Raw genomic sequence first — 19,737 nt, 5'->3', positions numbered from 1 at the left:
TCCCGGGGCGGTCGCCTTCCCCTGGGGAGGTGGGCGGCATCGGCCGCCCGCTCCTGATTGGAAAACGACATGGCAGGCCAAGACATCACTTTCGACGAAGTTGCCGCCGCGGCCCAGGGCCTGGCGAGCGAAGGCAAGCCGGTGACCATGGACAGCTTGCGCGGCGCGCTGGGCACGACGTCCGTGCAGACCCTCCACCAGCACCTGACGACCTGGCGCGGCACCCAAAGCACGTCCGAGCCGGCCCCCGACATGGAGCTGCCGACAGCCCTGACGACTGCACTGGGCAACTGGGCACGGCAACTCGCAGAAGACGCTGCCGGCCGCGTTCGCGAACGCCTGGCACAGACCGAGACCGACCTGGCGGACATGCTGCAGTCCAACGAGCAGGCGGCGGCCCAGCGCGAGGAGTTGGATGCCCGGCTGGCCCAGCTCACGACCGAACGCGACCAGGCGCTGGCAAAGCTAGCCGAACGCCAGGCCAGCGTCGAGCGGCTGACCATCGAGCTGCGCCATGCGCGCGACATCGCGTCCGACGCCCTGGTCGGCAAGGCCAAGGACCAACTGGCCATCGAGGGCAAGGACGCCCAGCTCGCCGACCTTCGCCAGCAACTGGAGCGCCATGTGGCGTCGTCGGCTGCCGTGTCCGACGCACGCCTGGCCGCCGAGATGGAACTGGTGGGTGCCACCACGGCCCGCAACAACCTGGCCGCCGAGGTCGCGGAACTGCGCGCCCAGCTCGACGCCCGCCGCGCGGGCTGACACTTCGCCAGCCCGCGCGGGCACTGGCGGCGGCGCCTGGGCGCCGAGGGGCTGCATCTGGTCACAATTGCCTCCCATGCCACGTCTTCCCGGGCTCGACTTGTCGGGCAGCATCGCTATCGTCTGGGTGATGTTTTTCCATCCGCTCCTCGTCGACGGCCAGGGCGCACTCGCCCCGGCGCGCTGACCATGACCATCCAGCCCGGTTCCGAAGTGCATCTGCGTGACCTCGCGCGGCTGCGCCGCGTGCGCGACCGCATTGATCGCGAGTACGCGCAGCCGCTGGACGTGGACGCCCTGGCCCGCGGCGTGCACATGTCGGGCGGCCACCTGAGCCGGCAATTCCGGCTCGCCTACGGCGAGTCGGTCTACAGCTATCTGATGACGCGCCGCATCGAGCGCGCCATGGCGCTGCTGCGGCGCGGCGACTTGAGCGTCACCGAGGTCTGCTTCACGGTGGGCTGTGCATCGATGGGCACCTTCAGCACGCGCTTCACCGAGCTGGTGGGTCAGCCGCCCAGCGTCTACAGGCGCGAGCAGGCCCAGGCGACCCAGGGCATGCCGGCGTGCGTAGCACGCCAGGTCACCAAACCGATCAGGAATCGAGAAGCGCCGGCTCCAGACGAAACCTAGACTGCCTGCCATGGCTCAACGATTCAACGGAAACCCCGCCATGGACATCAGCATCCACGCCAGCTTCCTGCCGCAAACCGACCCCGAGGCATCCCTCGCCTTCTACCGCGACACCCTGGGCTTCGAGGTGCGCAACGACGTCGGCTACAACGGCCTGCGCTGGATCACCGTCGGGCCTGTCGGCCAGCCGGGCACCTCTATCGTGCTGCACCCACCGGCGGTCACGCCCGGCATCACCGATGACGAGCGCCGCACCATCACCGAGATGATGGCCAAGGGCACCTTTGGCATGCTCATCCTTGCCACGACCGACCTCGACACCACCTTCGCCAAGCTGCTGGCAGAGGACGCGGAAATTGTCGAAGAGCCCACGATGCAGCCCTACGGTGTGCGTGACTGCGCCGTGCGCGATCCCGCCGGCAACCTGCTGCGTATCCAGGAGAAGCGCTGAATGGCCGACGCTGACCATCACGACCGTATCCGCGTGCAAGGCGCGCGGGAGAACAACCTCAAGGACGTCAGCGTCGAGCTTCCCAAGCGGCGACTGACGGTGTTCACCGGCGTGTCGGGCTCGGGCAAGAGCTCACTGGTCTTCGGCACGATCGCAGCCGAGTCGCAACGCCTCATCAATGAGACCTACAGCGCCTTCGTTCAGGGCTTCATGCCCACGCTGGCAAGGCCCGAGGTCGATGTGCTGGAAGGCATCACGACCGCCATCATCGTCGACCAGGAGCGCCTTGGCGCCAACGCCCGCTCCACGGTCGGCACGGTGACGGATGCGAACGCCATGCTGCGCATCCTGTTCAGCCGCGTTGGCAAGCCGCATATCGGCCCGCCCAGCGCCTTTGCCTTCAACGTGCCGTCCGTGCAGGCCACCGGCGTCGTCACAGTCGACAAAGGCGGCGCCAGCAAGGCCGTCAAGCAGACCTTCTCGCGCACCGGCGGCATGTGTCCGCGCTGCGAGGGCATGGGCGCGGTGTCGGACTTCGATCTGACCCAACTCTATGACGCCAGCAAGTCCCTCAACGAAGGCGCCATCACCATCCCCGGCTACAGCATGGAAGGCTGGTACGGGCGCATCTTCCGCGGCTGCGGCTACTTCGATCCTGACAAGCCGATTGCCAAGTTCACCAAGCGCGAACTGCACGACCTGCTACACAAAGAAGCAACCAAGATCAAGGTCGACGGCATCAACCTCACCTATGCCGGCCTGATCCCGTCTGTCCAGAAGTCCTTTTTGTCGAAGGACGTGGACGCACTGCAGCCGCACATCCGTGCTTTCGTCGACCGCGCCATCACCTTCCAGACCTGCCCCGAGTGCCAAGGCACGCGGCTCAGCGAGGCGGCACGATCCTGCAAGATCGGCAAGCTCAGCATCGCTGACGCCTGCGCCATGCAAATCACCGACCTCGCCGACTGGGTGCGCGGCCTCAAGGCACCCACCGTCGCGCCGCTGCTGCAGGCTCTGGTGCATTCGCTGGACGCCTTTGCCGAGATCGGCCTGGGCTATCTGTCGCTGGACCGCCCCAGCGGCACGCTGTCTGGCGGCGAGGCGCAGCGCGTCAAGATGATTCGCCACCTCGGCTCAGCGCTGACCGACGTGACCTACGTCTTCGACGAGCCCACCACCGGCCTTCACCCTCACGACATCCAGCGCATGAACGGCCTGTTGAAGCGGTTGCGCGACAAGGGCAATACGGTCCTCGTCGTCGAGCACAAGCCCGAGGTCATCGCGATCGCCGACCATGTCGTCGACCTCGGTCCTGGCGCCGGTTCGGCCGGCGGCGAGATCGTCTACCAAGGCGAAGTCGCCGGCCTGCGCAAGAGCTCCACGCTGACCGGCCGGCATTTGGACGACCGCGCCCAGCTCAAGACCTCGGTACGAAACGCCAGGGCGGTGCTCAAGGTGCGCGGCGCCAACGCGCACAATCTGCAGAAGGTCAATGTCGACATCCCGCTCGGCGTGCTGTGCGTCGTCACCGGCGTGGCCGGCTCGGGCAAGAGCTCGCTGATCCACGGTTCGGTGTCCACGCTCGATGGTGTCGTCGCCATCGACCAGACCGCCATACGCGGCTCGCGACGCAGCAACCCGGCCACCTATACCGGCCTGCTCGACCCCGTCCGCAGCGCCTTCGCCAAGGCGAACGGCGTCAAGCCTGCCCTCTTCAGCGCCAACTCAGAGGGTGCCTGCCCGACCTGCAACGGGGCCGGTCTCATCTTCACGGACCTGGGCCCCATGGCAACCGTTTCGACAGTCTGCGAGGACTGTGGCGGCAAGCGTTTCCAGGCCGCCGTACTCGACTACAAGCTCGGTGGCATGGACATCAGCGAGGTGCTGGCCATGTCGGTCGGTGAGGCCACTGCCTTCTTCGGCAGCGGGCCTGCCAGGACGCCCGCGGCCCACACCGTTCTCGAACGCCTGTCCGACGTCGGCCTTGGCTATCTCAAGCTGGGCCAGCCACTGACGACGCTCTCGGGTGGCGAACGCCAGCGCCTCAAGCTCGCCACGCAGATGGCCGAGAAGGGCGACGTCTATGTGCTCGACGAGCCCACAGTCGGCCTGCACCTGGCCGACGTCGAGCAACTGCTGGGCCTGCTGGACCGGCTCGTCGATACGGGCAAGTCCGTCATCGTCATCGAGCACCACCAGGCCGTCATGGCTCACGCGGACTGGATCATCGACCTGGGCCCCGGTGCTGGTCACGAAGGAGGCAAGGTCGTCTTCGAGGGCACGCCCGCCGCGCTCATCCAGGCGCGTTCGACGCTGACGGGCCAGCACCTGGCCGACTACGTCGGCGCACAGGCCCTCAAGCCTCGACGGGCACGCTGATCTCGAACCAGAACCGGCTGCCCTGAGCGAGCCGGCTCTCCAGGCGGACTTCGCCGCCCATCATGCGCACCAGCTGTCTGCTGATGGCCAGGCCCAGACCGGTGCCGCCCACGCGCTGCTCGGCGCTGCCCGCCTGCTCGAAGGGCTCGAACAGACGGACGGCCTGATCCTCCGCGATGCCGACCCCGGTGTCCTGCACCTCGAAGCGCAGCAGCGCATGGCCGGGCGCCACGTCGGCCGAGGCCATGCTTTCCACTCGCAGCGTCACGCTGCCCACATGCGTGAATTTGACGGCATTGCCCAGCAGGTTCAACAGGACCTGGTTGAGTCGCTTCTCATCGGCAAGCACGACGCCAGGCAGTTGAGGGTCCAGCTCAAGGTTCAGCCCGATCTGCTTGTCATCGGCCATGACCCGCACGATGTCGACGACGGCATGCAGCCGTGTCGCGAGCTCCACGGGTGCGATGCGCAGCTCGGCCTTGCCCGCCTCGATACGCGACAGGTCCAGGATGTCGACGATGAGCGTCAGCAGGTGCTGGCCGCTGCTGTGAATGATGTCCAGGCCGTTGCGCTGCTTGACCGTCAGATCGCTGTCCATCTTGAGGATCTGGGCATAGCCCATGATGGCGTTCAGCGGTGTGCGCAGCTCATGGCTCATGCGCGCCAGGAACTGGCTCTTGGCGCGGCTGGCGATCTCGGCGCGCTCCTTGGCATCGCTGAGCTCGAGGGTGCGCTCGCGCACCAGATCTTCCAGATGGTCGCGGTGGGCGCCCAGCTCGGCCTCGCGCTCCTGCAGCGCGGCAATCATGCGATTGAAGCTGTGCGCCATGAGCGCGATGTCACGCGGTCCGCCGGCTGGAGCGCGTGCATCGCTCTCGCCATGCTCGACCCGCGCCATCGCGTCGGACAGGGCCGCCAGCGGCCGTGTCAGTCGCAGCGCCAGGTAGCGCACTGCGACGAGGAAGATCAGCGAGAACAGCAGCGCCACGCCGAAGTTCGCGACGAAAAGAGAGGCCTGGGTGCGGTGCAGCGTGGACTTGCTCTGGACTACGCGCACATGGCCCAGCAGTTGGGCCGGGCGCAGCGTCACGTCGAAGGGCGAGGGCTCGGGGCGGGTCCAAACCGGCGCAGAGAAGGCCCAGCTGTCCTCGGTCTCCTGGTCCAACCAGGCCTCGCTGGCGGCGGTTGCCCGCGGCGCGCCCGCCGCGGGCAACCGCTCGCGTTCCGGCCCCAGCGCCAGCAGCAGTTGGCCTCGAGTGTCGCGAATCTCGATGGCCATGACATCCGGAAAAGCCAACGACGCGCGCACAGCCTCCTCGGCGTTGTCGACGGCGGCATAGAGCAGGGCCAGAGAGCTGTTGGACGCCAGATTGGTGGCGACGCGGCCGCCCTGCTCCATCAGCATGGCGCGCACCTGGCGCCCACCCTGCCAGGCGTTGACCGCCGCCACCATCAGCGCCAGACCCAGCGCGCCGAGCGTGACGCCCAGGCTCAGTTGGCGGCGGAACGAGGCCTCGCGGGCATAGCGCGCATACATCCGCAGCGGCCAGGGCCAACGCCGCGTTGCAACGCTCGCGCCCTCGTCCGGATGAGGCGTGGACGTTCGGCGACGGGTTGGCGTGTGGGAGTCGTTCACAGCATCTCAGCCGTTAGGATAGACCAGGTCGGATCCGGCCTGAGCGGCGGCAACGTCCAGTCCCAGGTGTGCCGCGGTGCGGATGTTGACGGCGCCACGGGTGTCGCGCAGCGGCGCCACCCCGGCGGCCAGTGCCCGCGGGTTGCCCAGCAGGCGCAGCGCCGACATCGCCAGGCTCCGCCCGAGTTCGGCGTTATCGGGATAGAGCGAAAACAGTGCGCCCCGCTTCACATGGGCCAGGTGGCTGGAGAACACAGCGATGGAGCGGTTCCAGCCTTCCCTCAGCACCAGCGACAGCACGACGTTGTCGTCCACCGTCGTGGGATCCTGCGGCAGCCACAGCGCGTCTCGCGTCGGATCGGCCGAGCCCAGCAACTGGGCATACAGGCGCAGCGCGCCGGCCTGATCGCCAGCTTCCTGGGCCAACAGTTCCAGGCCTTCGGCGCGGGCGGCCTCCCGCGCCAACCGCACCAGCCAGGCGTTCAGCCGCGGGTCGTAGACCAGGTGCACGCGCCGGGCAGCCGGCATCAGCCGCTTCAGTCGCGCCAGCAGCAGCGCCGGATCTGGCGCCAGCGTATAGACGGGGAACGCGCGCGCCTCGGTCTCCTGCACCGACACCACGCAGCCGACCAGCACCGCCAGCTCGCCCGCGAGCGCGGCTGCGATGCGCATGCCGCCGCGGCCCAGTCCGATGAGCACCTTGACATCGCGCCGCCGCAGGTCCTCAGCGATCTCGGCCGGCCGCGCCGCGTTGCTCACCGCGAGGCTCGCGACCTGGCCGCGCAGCTTCTCCTCGATGCCTTCGATGATGGCCGTGAAGATCTGCTTGAAGGGCTCCCCCAGGTCGGGATAGACCACGGCCACAGCGCGGCTCGCATCGGCAGCACTCACCGAGCCCCCGGCCAGCACGACCATGCCACCAAGAGCCTGTCGCAGCAGCGCACGGCGAGTGGCTTCAGAGGGGCTACCGGGGTCGATCAAGTGAGTCGGAGTGTTGCGTTATGACAGCAGGCACGGCGTGGCGCATTATGCAGATGGCCATCCCGCAACACGCGGCATGTTGTGCGTCTGGCGCGTGAGTTCTCAAACCCCGCTTGGGGGACAGCACAATACGCGCCCACTACCCTCCACCTCGGGGACGCAGCACATGAGACCTATCTTCGGCCTGGCGATTCTGGGAGGCGTCTGCTGGGCGATGCAGCCGACGGCCTTCGCGCAGCCACCGAGCGAAGAAGAAGAGCTGGCCCAGGTCTATGGCGACAAGACGACCGTCTCCATCGCCACCGGCGCGCCGCAGACGCTGCGCCGCGCTCCGGCCGTCGCCACGGTCATCACGGCGCAGGACATCGCGGCCATGGGCGCCACCGACCTGGACGAGGTGCTGGAGACCGTACCCGGCTTGCACGTCGGTCGCAGCAACGTGGCCTATTCACCGCTCTACCAGATCCGGGGTGTCGCCAGCGACTTCAACCCCCAAGTGCTGATGCTGCAGAACGGCGTGCCCATGACCACCCTCTATGTCGGCAGCCGCGGCCTCATCTGGGGCGGGCTGCCGGTGCAGAACATTGCGCGCATCGAAGTCATCCGCGGCCCGGGCTCGGCGCTGTACGGTGCCGATGCCTACGCAGGTGTCGTCAACATCATCACCAAAGGCCCACAGGAAGTGTCCGGCACCGAACTTGGCGTTCGCGCGGCCTCCTTCGGCACCATGGACGCCTGGATTCAGCACGGCGGCAAGCTCGGTCCCCTGGATGTGGCGGCGTTTCTGCGCACGGGCCGCAGCGACGGCTTCAGGGAGACCGTCGAATCGGACGCCCAGACCGGCATGGACGCATTGTTCGGAACCCGTGCCAGCCTGGCGCCAGGGCCCGTCAACACCGGCTATCACGCCGTCGACGGCGGCCTGGAACTGGCCCACGGGAAGTGGCGCATGCATGCGGGCCTGAAGCGGCGCAACGACATGGGCACAGGCGTGGGCATCGCCGGCGCCCTCGACCCCGTGGGCCGCATGGGCTCGCAGCGCGTGGAATTGGACACGGGCATCAGCGACGTCGACCTGGCGCCGGGCTGGCGGCTGAGCATGAACGGGAGCTGGCTGCACTACATGCAGAAGCTCTCCGTGCCGGTCCAGCTGTTCCCGAGCGGGGCCTTCGGCGGCGCGTTTCCCAACGGCGTGCTCGGGTCGCCCAACACCTGGGAGCGGCAACTGCGCCTGTCCACCGCCGTCACCTACAGCGGCTGGGCTGGGCATCAGTGGCGCCTCGGTGTGGGTCGCGACGACCTCGATCTGTACCGCACGCGGGAGTTCAAGAACTTCGACGTCATCACCTCCGGCCCCCTCACCGGCATGCCCATCCCCCTGCCCGGCGGCCAGCTGATCGAGGCGCCGGTGCACGACTCCTTCTTGGCGCCGCACCGTCGCCGGGTGAACTACGCCTACATGCAGGACGAGTGGAGCTTCGCGCGGGACTGGACGCTGACGGCCGGTGTGCGCCAGGACCGCTATTCCGATTTCAGCCGCACGACCAACCCGCGCATCGCGCTGGTGTGGGACGCCAGCCTGGACCTCACGGCCAAGCTGCTTTACGGCAGCGCTTTCCGGGCACCGTCATTCAACGAGCAGTACGGTGTCAACCCGGTGGCCGGCGGAAATGCCGACATCCAGCCCGAGACCATGCGCACCGTGGAAGCTGCGCTGCAATGGCATGCCGCGCGCGAGCTGCAGCTCAACGTCAACGTCTTCCGCTACACGATGGAAGACATCATCAAGACCACGCCCAACCCGGCGCCTGCGCCCGGCGCCACCTTCCGCAACGCCGGCTCGCAGCGCGGCCACGGAGGCGAGATCGAATGGATCTGGGACGCACGGCGCAATCTCCGGCTGGCCGGCAGCTACGCCTACCAGCGCTCCATCGACGAGCTGAATCAGAGCGACGCCGGCTACGCGCCGCGCCATCACCTGAATGCCCGGCTGGACTGGTCGTTCGCGAATGGTTCGCTGCTCAGCGGACGGCTCAATCACGTGCGCTCACGCCTGCGCGCCTTCGGCGATGCGAGGCCCCCCATTCCCGACTACACGACGCTGGACCTGACCCTCAGGTCTCTGCTCGCCGGCACCAACTGGGAGCTGTCTGTCACGCTGATGAATGCCTTCGACGCCGACGTGCGCGAACCCAGCCTGCCCAGCGCCGCCATCGCGAACGACCTGCCGATGCCAGGGCGTTCGCTGTCAGCCCAGGCCAGCTACAGGTTCTAGGGCCTCTGCCGAAGCGTCACGAGCCCTCGCAACCCCAACGCCGCTTGGCCACGCCCTCGTAGGCGATGTGCTCGCAGGACAGCGGGAACAGCGTGCCGGCAGGCCGCTCCGCGGCCTCGATGTAGCAGGGCGTCATGCCCGCCAGCAACATGGGCAACTGGAAATGGTGGAACTCGGTGACCGACAGTCCGAGGTCCGCCGCCAGCGCGGCGGTCATGGCCGCGTAGTTCATCTTCAGTGCCGGATCGCGCTCCACCAGCAAGCGCTCCACCTCGTGCGCCAACGCCAGGTGCGGGCCGCCGTCCAGCCCACGCTCGCGCGCGATGCCCAGCAACCAGGGCAGGCGCTCGTCGGTCGCGTGGATGGGCCGGCCATAGCCATAGATGCGTCGCTGCGCCAGTTCCTGCGCCACGACGTCCACCAGCGCCTCGCCCGCAGTCACGCGACGCTGTGCGCCGGTCAGAAAGTCGATGGCACGCACGCAGGGATGGCCGCCGTAAACCACCGCCTCGGACATGCCCAGTGCCGCCGACACCCCGAGACCGGGCGTGCTGCGCGCGCTGCCGGCGAGCGCAGCGACACGGTTGTTCCACAGCCGCGCGTCCGGGTAGCTGGTACAGACCCACATCGCATGCAGCAGGCGCAACTCGCTTTCACCGAAGCGCCTGCCGGTGATGGACAGCATGTAGAGATCGACCCAGTCCGCATGCCGCAGGTCCGCGTGCAGGTCGCGGCCGAGAAACACCGCCCGGGTGCCCACGAAGGCCTTGCCCGCGCGGGTCTGGAGACGGTCGGCGCTGTCGCGCAACAGCTGGGGACCGTTCATGCCGCGGCCTCCTCTCGGGGATCGTCGAGCAGATCCAACTCGAAGAACGGGAAGTGCTTGGGCCCGAGGGAACGCTGCTCCAGCGCGTGCGCGGCGGCACCGGGCAGCCGCAGCAACAGAAAGAGCATCTCGCCTTGCTCGGGCGTGAAACCGAGGTCGGCCAGCGCTGCGGCGGCCACGCCCGTCATGGCCAGCGGCGACGCGGCGGCGGCCTCCAGCGCAGGCCTGTGATCATCAAGCCAGGCCAGGCGGGGGCCGCCAAGCCGGGCCAGATGGGTCAGCGTCCGTCGCGCCAGGGGCGCCATGTGCGAGGCATGCGCATCGAAACCCGCCGGGCGATCGCCTTCCGGCCAGATGCCGGCCACGGCTTCATCGGACGCCAGCAAGGCTTGCCCCCATCGCGCAGGATCCGTGCCGCAGCTGTGCCACAGCTGCATCGCATGGAAGACTTCACGCGCCCCGCCCTGCCGGCCGGCTCCAACGGCCAACGCGGCCATCAGGCTGGCGGCAGCCGTCGAGCCACCGGTGCCGGCGCACATGGCGGCATGCACGGACGGGTCGCGCGGGCCGGGGTTGGCCAAAGCGAGCGCCAGGTCTTCCAACAGCTCACGCTGGACGGGCGTCGGCGCCTCGCCGCGGAACAGCAGGAACAGCATCTCCACCCAGCGTGCCTGGCCCAGCATTTCGCCGAAGACATCGTAACCATGGCAATGCGCGGCGTGCGTGGCAAAGGCGTTTCCGGGCTCGGCTTCCTCCAGCCAGATGCGCGTGTGAATGCGTTGCGTCGGCATCGCGGGCGCGCTCATCGCGCTGTTCCCAGGGTCTTCATGCGCAGGTTCATCGGCGGCACTTCCTCTCCATCGATGCGCACATCCAGCAGCGTCGGCCCTCGGCGCGACAGCAGCGCGGAGAAATCAAGCGCGTCGAGTTCCTGGGGCGACCGGACCACATGGCCAGGAATGCCCATGGCCGCGGCCATGGCGGCGAAGTCGACCTTGGGCAGCTGGAAGCCGATGGGCTCGGCGCCGGCCAGACGTTGGCCATGCTTGACCATGCCCAGCGCACCGTCGTTCAGCACGACGTAGAGCACCGGCAGGCCGAGCTCGGCGGCCACGGTGATCTCCTGGCCGTTCATCAGGTAGCTGCCGTCGCCCGTCAGGCAGACGACTGGGCAACTGCGGTTGGCCATCGCGATGCCGATGGCCGAACCAATGGCCCAGCCCATGGGGGCGAAGTCCATGGTCACGCGCAGCCAACTGGAGTCGCGCGTGCGCCGGTCCTTGCCGGCCGACGGATAGGCCGCATCAGGCGTGCGGCGCCGGTCCTGCGGCGCAAGGTAATGGACGGCCCAGGCCGCGCTGTTGCCGGCGTCAGCAACGAAGCGCGTCTGCGGCGGACAACGTTCACCCAGCCGTGCCACCAAACGCTGAGGCTTCACCATCCCGCTGTCGCCATGCAGGGCTTGCGGGCGGTCGACCATGGCCTCGTAGGCCTGGCGGGCCACCTGCGGGTGCAGGAAGGGCAGCAGTTGCGCTTCCTGGGCGCGGCGCGCAGGGGCGAGCAGCGCGATCAGTTGCTCGCAGACCGACTTGACGTGACCGCGCACATGCAGGCGGGCCATCGGGGAGCGCATCAGGTTCTCATCGCTGTCGTCCACATGGACGAGGCGGCTGTTCAGCAACGCCGTGGACCAGCCCCCGCTGTTGAACTCACCGAAGCCGGTGCCCAGCGCGATGACGAGGTCAGGCTCGTCCTGCAGCAGGGCGGCGGCACTGGCATGGCCACCGAAGCCGAACACGCCGCGGTAGCGCGGGTGGCGTGGGTTGATGAAACCCTTGCCGTCGGGCGTCGTGATGAAGTTCCCGTTGGTGCGCTGCACCAGCTGCATCAGCTCGTTGGCGGCGTCGGCGCAGCCGTCGCCGATCAGCCAGACCGGCTGGCGGGCAGAGAACAGCAGACGGGCCAGCTGTCGCACCGCCGGCAGGTCCACCAGGGCCGGCGCACGGCGCAACAGGCCGGCGAAGTCGGGCATTTCCAGGTCTTCCGGCAGCGGTGTGCGCAGGATGTCCACCGGGAGCGACAGATGGCTGGGGCCGCTGGGCGCGCGCTGGGCCTGCATCAGCGCGTTGAAGAGCTTGGTGGGCAGTTGCTCCACATGCGAGACCAGCGAGTTGTAGCGGGTGCAGGGGCGGAACATCGCCATCGTGTTGATGCCCGTGCAGCTGGACTCCTGCAGCGCGCCCTTGCCGAAATTCTTGATCGGTGGCTGGCCGGTGATCACCAGCATGGGCACGTTGTTGTCGTAGGCGCAGGCCACACCGGTGATCAGGTTGGTGGCGCCCGGCCCTGAGGTGGCGATGCAGACGCCCAGCCGGCCGGTCTCACGGGCATACCCGTCGGCCATGTAGGCCGCGCCCTGCTCGTTGCGGGCCACGACGGCCCGCGGGCCGCCGCGGCGGGCGCTGCGGGCCAGCGCGTTGTAAAGGGGCTCGATGGCACCGCCGGGCACGCCAAAAACGTACTCCACACCGAGCGCGGCGAGCGCATCGACCAGCAGGTCGGCAGCATCGCGAGCGGGTTCGGGCGTCAGGTCAGGGGCGAAGGCGAGAGAAGTCTTGGAGTCCACGTTGCGAGCAGGCGAGACGCCGCAACGAACGGGCATGGCGCTGCTGGAGCGCCTGGCACCCGGATGTCCGCACGGCAGGGAAAAACGGAATGAGCCCACCGTCGACGATGGACTCCCTGGCGGCTGGCGGATGGGTTCCGCCGGCCGGGCTCCTCCTGCGTGCGCTTCGAACTTGACCGGTTCGGCGACATCTATGCCCGCGCAGATATGCCGTTGGCAGCCACGCGATAGGCATAACTGTATCTAGTTGAAACAGAAATGCATCCCCGCGGATGCGGGCGGAAATACGTCACGAATTCAGGGTTTGATGCTCGCGCCCGTCAGTTGCGCGACCGCCGCGAGCGTCGTCTGTGCCGCGTTGAGGCCGAGCAGGAAGTCCTTGTCCGAGTAGGCCGCGTATAGATCGGTGGGCTGGTGCCAGTGCGGATTCCAGCCGGCGCCAATCTGCATGCCGCGCTCGTTCTCGCGCACGGAGATGGCCGGAACGTGGTCCATGAAGGGCGTGGAGTCCGTGTTGGTCATGCGGTTGCCGACGGCCACGGGGTAGTCGGTCGCGTACGTCTCGTTGGCCGCGCGCAGATGCCAGGCCAGCTTGGCAGCGCCCTCCGCGAATTTGGCGTTCACCTGGAACTCGACATTCACATCGGCCTCGGCGCGCTGCTCCTTGGGCGCGGTGTAGACCGGCTGGCCGCGGACGTCCAGCACGGGCTTGCCGGCCCCGTCCAGTTTGGGCACCGGCATGCCGTGGTCGAACAGCAGCATGTCATGCTGGATCATGCCCAGCCACCTGGGCTCAGGATAGCGACCCGAGCCCTTGGGTGACTCGATGCCCTGCAGCTCCTTGCGCTGGGCGACGTACGCCGAGGCGCCGTTCAGCCCTGTCTCCTCGTTGTTCCAGAGAATGAAGCGGATGGATCGCTCCGTGGTGACGCCGGGCAGGCTGAAGATGCGTGCCAGTTCCATGACCAGCGCCGTTCCCGAGCCGTCATCGTTGGCGGCCTCGCCGAAGCCGATGCCGTCCATGTGGGCGGAAACGATGTACATCTCGTCCGGCCTGGTGGCGCCGACCTTGGTGCAGTAGACGCTCTCGCGCGGCGAGGTGCCCAGCGGCGTCTGCTCCGCGTTCAACGCACGCAGACGCTCGTCCGGCTGGGACATGGGGTCGGTGTTGACGCCTATCGGCGCGCGCTTGCCAAACAAGGTGCCGCCGCCCTGTGCTGCAGGACCGCCGGCGCGCACGGGCTGCAACTGCACGGGGCCGCGCTTGCTGGGTTCGGTGAAGTCGTAGCGCAGCCGCTCGGTGTTGGTGCAGCCGTAGCGCTTCAGCTGCGCCTCGATCCAGTCCAGCGCCGCCCGGTTGCGCGCAGTGCCCTGGCGACGGTCGCCGAACTGCGTCAGCCCCTTGATGGTGGCCTTGTACTTCTCGAGTTCCAGATGATCGACCAGGGTGGCGACGGGGTCGGCCGGCGGCTGGGCCGACGCCGGCGACGTGGCCCCCAGCGAGGCGAGCAGCAGGCAGGCAGCAAAGGAAGCGGTCTTCATGGCGTGCAGGAAGGTAGGGACCGGCCAGCATAGGCCAGCCGCCCTCCCCCGGACCTCAGGCCAGTCCCGCCTTGTCGAGGCCGTACATCTTGTCCTTGGAACCGGGCTGGTTGCGGAAAGCCACGTTCATGCGGTTCCAGCCATTGATGGCCGCGACGCGCCAGGTGAGCGTGGACAACTCCTCCTCCGAGAACTGCTCGCGCGCCTCGGCATGGAGGGCATCGGACACGCCCAAAGGCGCGATGCGCGTCAGCGCCTCGGTCCAGGCCAGGGCCGCGCGCTCCCTTGGCGTGAAGAGCTGGGACTCGGGCCAGATGGCCACATGGTGCAGGCGCAGCTCTCGCTCGCCGTTCATCCTGGCCTGCTTGACGTGCATGTCCAGGCAGAACGCGCAGCCGTTGAGCTGCGAGGCGCGGATGTCCACCAGCAGGGCAAGCGTCTCGTCCAACTTGATGGCCATGCTGAAGTCGAGGTACTTCTTGAAGAGCTGGGGGGACTGCTGGGTGTAGTCGAGACGGGCTTGCTGCGTGCTCATGGCGGGATCCTTGGCTGAGGTTATTGCGGGGCGGCCACGCCGCCCACCACCTCAAGACGGAGCGCCCGCCCCGCTTGTGACATCGCTGGCGATGGCAACCAGCTTGTCGGGGTTGCGCTGGATGTAGACGGCCCCCACCTGGCCGGATTCGCGGGCCGGCGCCAGCGCGATGGTCTGCACAAGGCGGCCGCCTGCGGCGTCATCGACGATGAGCACGCCCGGCAAGCCGTTGACGCGGGCCGGGACCAGCCGCCAGCCGTGGCTGGTGGGCAACTGCGCGAAGCCAATGAAGACGCGCGCCACCTGGGCCCCCCCGCGCAATGGCCGCGGCACGGCGCTGGCCTTGCCACCGCCGTCGGCCATCATCACGGCATCCTCGGCCAGCAGCCGGGCCAGCGCCGAGACATCCTGGCTGCGCACGGCTTCCATGAAGGCCTCGACAAGGCGCTGCGCCTCCTCCCTGGCCACCTCCCGCCGCGCATAGTCGGCCTTGATGTTCTTGCGCGCGCGGCTGACGAGTTGGCGGCAAGCCGCCTCGCTGCGGTCCAGATGGCGGGCGATCTCGTCATAGTCCATGTCGAACACGTCGTGCAGCAGGAAGGCCGCGCGCTCCAGCGGCGACAGCCGCTCCAGCGCCAGCATGAAGGCGATGGACACGTCCTGCGCGAACTCCGCCTGCTTCTCGGGGCCGGGTGCCCACCCGAACAGGGCCTCCTGCTCTTCCAGCAGCGGCTCGGGCAGCCAGACGCCCACGTAGTGCTCGCGCTGCACGGCAGCGGAGCGCAGGCGGTCCAGGCAGAGGTTGGTCGCCAGCCGCGACAGGAAAGCGCCGGGATGCTCGATGGTGGACTCGTCCACCTCGGCCCAGCGCAGCCAGGCCTCCTGCACGACATCCTCGGCTTCGGCCCGTGAGCCGAGCATGCGGTAGGCCAGCGCGCGCAGTCGGCGGGCGTGGTCACGGTCAAAGCGCAGCGCGCGGGCGTTCGGCGAGTGGTCGTCGGTCATGGCAGGGTCGTCAGCGGTCTTCCCTGTCAGACGAAACGGACCCGGAGTTTGTGACAGAGAACGGCGAAAGGCCAGTCCAGCGCCTCAGGGGCAGCGCACGAAGTTGCCCTGCACCGTGCATGCGCCGTGCGGCCCGACCAGGGTGGGCCCCATGCGGATCAGCGTGGACCCGTCGCTGGTGATGCAAGCCGCTGCGGTGCACTGAGTCACCGTGACGAGGGGCTCCAGGCGCGGCTGCGGCACGGTCACCGCAGGCGTGGCCGGCGGGGGCGTCGCTGCCGGGCCGGGCCGGATCGGGAGCGGGGGCACGACCCAGGTGTGCTGCGATGGCGGTGGCGATGTCGTCAACGCGCCCAGGCAGTCATCGGCCACGCGCTTTCGCAAAGGCTGCAGCCGCGCGGCGACGACGCGTTGCCGCTGCAGATCCGACGCCGCAGCCGCCGACGCGGGCGCCGTGGCGGCGATGACATCCTCGGCCGCTTCCAGCGCTTGCAGCGCCGTGTGGCAGGCCGCTGACCTGGGCAGCTCCTCGGCCCGCACGGCACCGCCGCTCAGTGCGGTCAACAATCCGCACAAGGGCATGGATCGGGCAAGGATGGTGCGCATGACCCTCCAATCTTGCGCCGTTTTCGACCAGCACGCTGTAGGCCGCGGCCTTCGCCTCAGGTCCGACGCAGCCGCGGGCCTGCGAGCAGCACCATGAAACCCGGCACATCCGCCCACGCATAGCCCAACACACTGGCCGAGCTCGCGTCGCCCCCCCGGCAACGTGGCTGCCGTGCACGCGGACTGGAGCGGCCGGCGCGGCTACGGCGCCACGCCGCGCACCAGGCGCACCGGGAGCCGTTCACGCCGCGGCATGTCGCCGCGCGCGTCGCCGTTGCGCGGGTCCACCGCCCAGCCGACTTGGACCCTGAGCTGGTCGGTACGCACCTCGGTCGCGCCGCGCTGCACGTTGCGATACGCGTAGGGATTCGCAGCCTCGCTGTCGATGCGGGCGGAGCTGGTCCAGTGCCAGCCGGCGGGCGCCGCGGGCGCGAGCGAGGCTGGCCCGTGCGTCAGCCGGTCGCCGAAATGCTTGAGTTCGGGCACGCGCGGCACGCGCCAGGCGCGCCCCTCGGCCTCGCTGCGCGCACGTGCCATCGCCAGCGCCTCGGCGTGCGTGAACAACGCCGGCTTTCCCTGGCAGCTGCGGCCGTCCCAGCGCATGCCCTCGACGCAGCGTGACCAGGCGCGACCGCTGGCGGCATCCAGCAGTTCCAGCCCGTCAGCGCTGGGCACCAGGGCGGGCGCGGGTGCGCCCGATTCCGCGGCCCGGACGACGCAGGCCAGGCTCAAGCCCGCCAGCAGGATGAATGTGAAACGGAACTGCATCACGACATCCTCCCTCAGCGTCCGGCCGCCACCACCAGCGCAAGCGCCTCGGCCGGCGTCACCGCGCCCTCACCGGGCAGCTCGACGACCATGAGGTAGCCCGCCAGGTCATCGCGCCGGCCCGCTGCTGCATAGGTCTGTGCCAAGGTGAGCTGGCGGCTGGCCACGAGGCGGCCGCTGGCGGGGTCCCAGTCCTCGCTGGAGATCATGCAGCCTTGCTGCGGCGTGCCGGGAAAGTAGCGGCTGCCGGCGAAATAGGCGGGATTGAGGGTCGTGCCATGGACCAGCAGCTCGTCGCGGCCCGCGCGGCCAGCCAGCCAGGCCTCCTTGATGCTTGCAGCACCTTGCCAGCTCGGCGGCAGAAAGCTGTCGTAGAAGGCCTCGCTCCACTCGGTCGCGGCATCGCCATGCTGGAACTCGGCCGGCGTCGCCTCGAACGGCAGCTTGCTGTGCAGATAGGGGGTGGGACCGATGTTGGGGTTGGTGGCCGTACCAGCGCCGACGATGGTGAACAGTCCTTGCGGCGTGTTGCCGTTGGTGATGGTGCCCGGCAGGCCGGTGCGGGCGAGTGCGAGCTGGGGTGAAGCGAAGAGCTGGCCCGCAGTGTCGCGCACGAAGCGACCGTCGGCATCGCGCACCAGCACCAGGCCCATGTCGTTGCGGCCGGGGCGTTGCAGGCTGTAGAGCGCAGGGTAGCCTGGGCGCAACGGCGCGGCTAGCAGGTCGCTCAGCGGCGGCTGCTGACGCACCGGTGCGATGGCGTCCATCAACGCCAGCAGCCGCGGGTCGTCGCGCCACTGCGGAAACTGGCGGGGCACGAGGCCGCCTATGGCCACGGCGTGGCTCGGGCGCGCGGCGATCAGCGTGTAGGCCGCGATGGCGAAGGGCTTGCTGGTCTGCAGTTCAGGCAACAGGGTCAGGAGGGCAGGCTCGGCATCGGCCGCGTAGAGGGCGTGGGCAGCCGTCAACAACGCACGCTGGGTGTCAGGGTCGCGGCGGCCCAGCGTCGGAAGGGCCTCGAGCAGCAACGGCCGGGCGGCGTCGATCTCCAGGTTGTACTGCGCAACCAGATCGAAGAGCCGCGGCAGGGCTGCGTCACGCTCGGGGCCAGGCGGCAACGCGATGCGGGCGCGGATGTCGGCCAGCACGCCATCTCGCAGCGCGCGTTCGCCGTCGGTCGAACTGGCTGGCCAGCTGAAGTCCGCAGGCCGCAGCGCCAGCAGCTCGGTGGCGGTGTAGCGCTTCTCGGCGGGTTTCTGGGGCGTCAACGGCGCGCAGGCGGCCAGGGCCAACGCGAGCAGGGGAAGGAGGAAGCGGGCGATCATGTGTGCACAGAAGGTGGCGGGCGCCTGTCGAATTCGCGGCGCCCGCTTCGTCGTAGTGTCAGGCAACTGCCCACGTCCTTTCTGAATCCCGCATCCAAGGAGACTCCATGAAATGCCTGCCCCTGATTTCTGCCCTGCTGGCAACGTCCCTCACCCAGGCCGCCCCCATCGGCTATGAGATCGACCCGACGCACACCTACCCCAGCTTCGAGGCCGACCATATGGGCCTGTCGTTCTGGCGCGGCAAGCTCAACAAGAGCAGCGGCAGCATCGTCTATGACAAGGCAGACGGCAGTGGCAGTGTGGACGTGAAGCTGGACCTGGCCAGCATCGACTTTGGCCTGGAGGCGATGAACGCCTGGGCCCGCGGCAAGGACTTCTTCGACTTGGACAACAAGTCCCCCATCGCCAGCTTCAAAGGCCGATTCGAGGGTCCGGCCGGCGGCGTGCCGAGCCGGTTGGTGGGCGAGCTGACACTGAACGGTCGCAGCAAGCCGGTGACGCTGGCCATCCACCAGCTCAAGTGCCTGCCCCACCCCATGCTCAAACGCGACTGGTGTGGCGCGGACGCCTCCGGCAGCTTCAACCGCGAGGACTTCGGCCTTGCGGCGGGCAAGGACTACGGCTTCAAGATGGACGTGGGCCTGCGCATCCAGGTGGAGGCCGTGGCGAAGGAATGACGTTCCTCGCCATGCATCGTCTTGCTGGACACCTGCGTTTGCGGCGGCCGGGCGCGCTCATGCAGTGACGCTTCACCCCGTTCGTCGCGCTCGACAGGCGATGGGCCTGCGCCCTCCAGGGGGGCGCCTGCCGCGCGCAGGATGAATAAACCGGCCACGTAGGGCCGGTTTGCGAGGCGTGCAGGCGGGGAGGACTACTTGACGCCCATTTCGTCCAACAGGCGAGTCGTCTTGTCGACCGTGCTCATCTGCCACAGCATGTAGCGCGCGTCCAGGCTGATGCTGCGGACCAGCTTGGGATTGAAGTCCCAGTCGGAGATGACGGCATCCAGCGTGCCGTCGAACAGCAGCCCCACCAGCTCGGCCTTCTTGTTCAGCACCGGCGAGCCGGAGTTGCCGCCGGTCGTGTCCAGCGTGGACAGGAAGTTGACGGGCACCGAGTCCAGCGACTTGACGTAGTACTTGCCGAAGTTGCGTGCCTTGATCGCGGCGAGCTGCTCGGCCGGCGCATTGAATTCGCCGCCGGCCTCGTCCGGGCCACGGTGCTTGGCGACGATGCCGCGCAGTGTCGTGAAGGCCGTCCAGTTGCTGCCGTCGCTGCCGGGTGTGCGGCCCTGCACCTTGCCGAAGCTAATGCGCAGGGTGCTGTTGGCATCGGGATAGACGGCTTCGCCGCGGCTGGCGTGGTAGTCGATCGTGGCCTGCTG

General features: G+C 68.5%; 18 protein-coding genes. 6 read left to right on the top strand and 12 right to left on the bottom strand.

Features of this window, described 5'->3' with window-relative positions:
* Positions 1-69 precede the first annotated feature (69 nt).
* From VGF12_RS02130 to VGF12_RS02115, 4 genes are all read left to right on the top strand, one after another.
* Positions 70-762: a DNA-binding protein gene (locus VGF12_RS02130; RefSeq protein ID WP_331174400.1), complete on the top strand. Its 693-nt coding sequence runs from the start codon at positions 70-72 to the stop codon at positions 760-762.
* A gap of 189 nt (positions 763-951) precedes the next feature.
* Entirely contained in the window at positions 952-1,395 is a 444-nt protein-coding gene (locus tag VGF12_RS02125) for a helix-turn-helix transcriptional regulator (protein WP_331174399.1), read from the top strand.
* 10 nt (positions 1,396-1,405) lie between these two features.
* On the top strand, positions 1,406-1,846 hold the full coding sequence (locus VGF12_RS02120) for a VOC family protein (protein WP_331174398.1): 441 nt from the start codon (positions 1,406-1,408) through the stop codon (positions 1,844-1,846).
* Positions 1,847-4,225: an excinuclease ABC subunit UvrA gene (locus VGF12_RS02115; RefSeq protein ID WP_331174397.1), complete on the top strand. Its 2,379-nt coding sequence runs from the start codon at positions 1,847-1,849 to the stop codon at positions 4,223-4,225.
* Here the strand turns inward: VGF12_RS02115 and VGF12_RS02110 are convergent.
* Positions 4,203-5,762, bottom strand: a complete 1,560-nt coding sequence (locus VGF12_RS02110; RefSeq protein ID WP_331174396.1) for an ATP-binding protein — start codon at positions 5,760-5,762, stop codon at positions 4,203-4,205. The genes VGF12_RS02115 and VGF12_RS02110 overlap by 23 nt on opposite strands.
* A gap of 105 nt (positions 5,763-5,867) precedes the next feature.
* Complete coding sequence (locus VGF12_RS02105; protein ID WP_331174395.1) at positions 5,868-6,842, bottom strand: hypothetical protein; 975 nt, start codon at positions 6,840-6,842, stop codon at positions 5,868-5,870.
* A 166-nt stretch (positions 6,843-7,008) separates the two neighbouring features.
* Here VGF12_RS02105 and VGF12_RS02100 point away from each other — a divergent pair, with 166 nt between their 5' ends.
* Positions 7,009-9,117 (top strand): TonB-dependent receptor, encoded by a 2,109-nt coding sequence (locus VGF12_RS02100; protein ID WP_331174394.1) that lies wholly within the window; start codon positions 7,009-7,011, stop codon positions 9,115-9,117.
* A 16-nt stretch (positions 9,118-9,133) separates the two neighbouring features.
* On the opposite strand, the gene VGF12_RS02095 is transcribed toward VGF12_RS02100, so the two are convergent.
* The 9 genes from VGF12_RS02095 to VGF12_RS02055 form a co-directional block, all read right to left on the bottom strand.
* Positions 9,134-9,943, bottom strand: a complete 810-nt coding sequence (locus VGF12_RS02095) for a hypothetical protein (protein WP_331174393.1) — start codon at positions 9,941-9,943, stop codon at positions 9,134-9,136.
* A complete protein-coding gene (locus VGF12_RS02090) occupies positions 9,940-10,749 on the bottom strand; it encodes a citryl-CoA lyase (protein WP_331174392.1) in 810 nt (269 codons plus the stop codon). Before VGF12_RS02090 ends, VGF12_RS02095 begins: the two co-directional genes overlap by 4 nt.
* Positions 10,746-12,605, bottom strand: a complete 1,860-nt coding sequence (locus tag VGF12_RS02085) for a thiamine pyrophosphate-binding protein (RefSeq protein WP_331174391.1) — start codon at positions 12,603-12,605, stop codon at positions 10,746-10,748. The genes VGF12_RS02090 and VGF12_RS02085 overlap by 4 nt, the downstream gene beginning before the upstream one ends.
* A 261-nt stretch (positions 12,606-12,866) precedes the next feature.
* The gene (locus VGF12_RS02080) at positions 12,867-14,111 is read right to left on the bottom strand and encodes a M28 family peptidase (RefSeq protein ID WP_331174390.1); all 1,245 of its coding nucleotides are present in this window, start codon (positions 14,109-14,111) and stop codon (positions 12,867-12,869) included.
* Positions 14,112-14,166: 55 nt separating this feature from the next.
* Positions 14,167-14,646 (bottom strand): carboxymuconolactone decarboxylase family protein, encoded by a 480-nt coding sequence (locus tag VGF12_RS02075; RefSeq protein ID WP_331174389.1) that lies wholly within the window; start codon positions 14,644-14,646, stop codon positions 14,167-14,169.
* 51 nt (positions 14,647-14,697) lie between these two features.
* Positions 14,698-15,651 carry an RNA polymerase sigma factor SigJ gene (sigJ, locus tag VGF12_RS02070; RefSeq protein WP_331174388.1) on the bottom strand — a complete coding sequence of 318 codons (954 nt, stop codon included), beginning with the start codon at positions 15,649-15,651 and terminating at the stop codon, positions 14,698-14,700.
* 84 nt (positions 15,652-15,735) lie between these two features.
* Complete coding sequence (locus VGF12_RS02065; RefSeq protein ID WP_331174387.1) at positions 15,736-16,257, bottom strand: hypothetical protein; 522 nt, start codon at positions 16,255-16,257, stop codon at positions 15,736-15,738.
* A 201-nt stretch (positions 16,258-16,458) separates the two neighbouring features.
* A complete protein-coding gene (locus VGF12_RS02060; protein WP_331174386.1) occupies positions 16,459-17,025 on the bottom strand; it encodes a DUF1566 domain-containing protein in 567 nt (188 codons plus the stop codon).
* Positions 17,026-17,039: 14 nt separating this feature from the next.
* Complete coding sequence (locus VGF12_RS02055; protein ID WP_331174385.1) at positions 17,040-18,350, bottom strand: hypothetical protein; 1,311 nt, start codon at positions 18,348-18,350, stop codon at positions 17,040-17,042.
* A gap of 107 nt (positions 18,351-18,457) precedes the next feature.
* Between VGF12_RS02055 and VGF12_RS02050 the strand changes: the two genes are divergently transcribed.
* Entirely contained in the window at positions 18,458-19,030 is a 573-nt protein-coding gene (locus VGF12_RS02050; protein WP_331174384.1) for a YceI family protein, read from the top strand.
* 194 nt (positions 19,031-19,224) lie between these two features.
* Here the strand turns inward: VGF12_RS02050 and VGF12_RS02045 are convergent.
* Positions 19,225-19,737 (bottom strand): S46 family peptidase (locus VGF12_RS02045; protein ID WP_331174383.1); only part of this gene is annotated, 513 nt, incomplete at its 5' end.

The organism is Roseateles sp. (genome assembly GCF_036404855.1).
In the GTDB taxonomy this organism is placed as follows: Bacteria; Pseudomonadota; Gammaproteobacteria; order Burkholderiales; family Burkholderiaceae_C; genus Pelomonas.
This window is presented reverse-complemented; position numbering and strand designations above follow the sequence as displayed.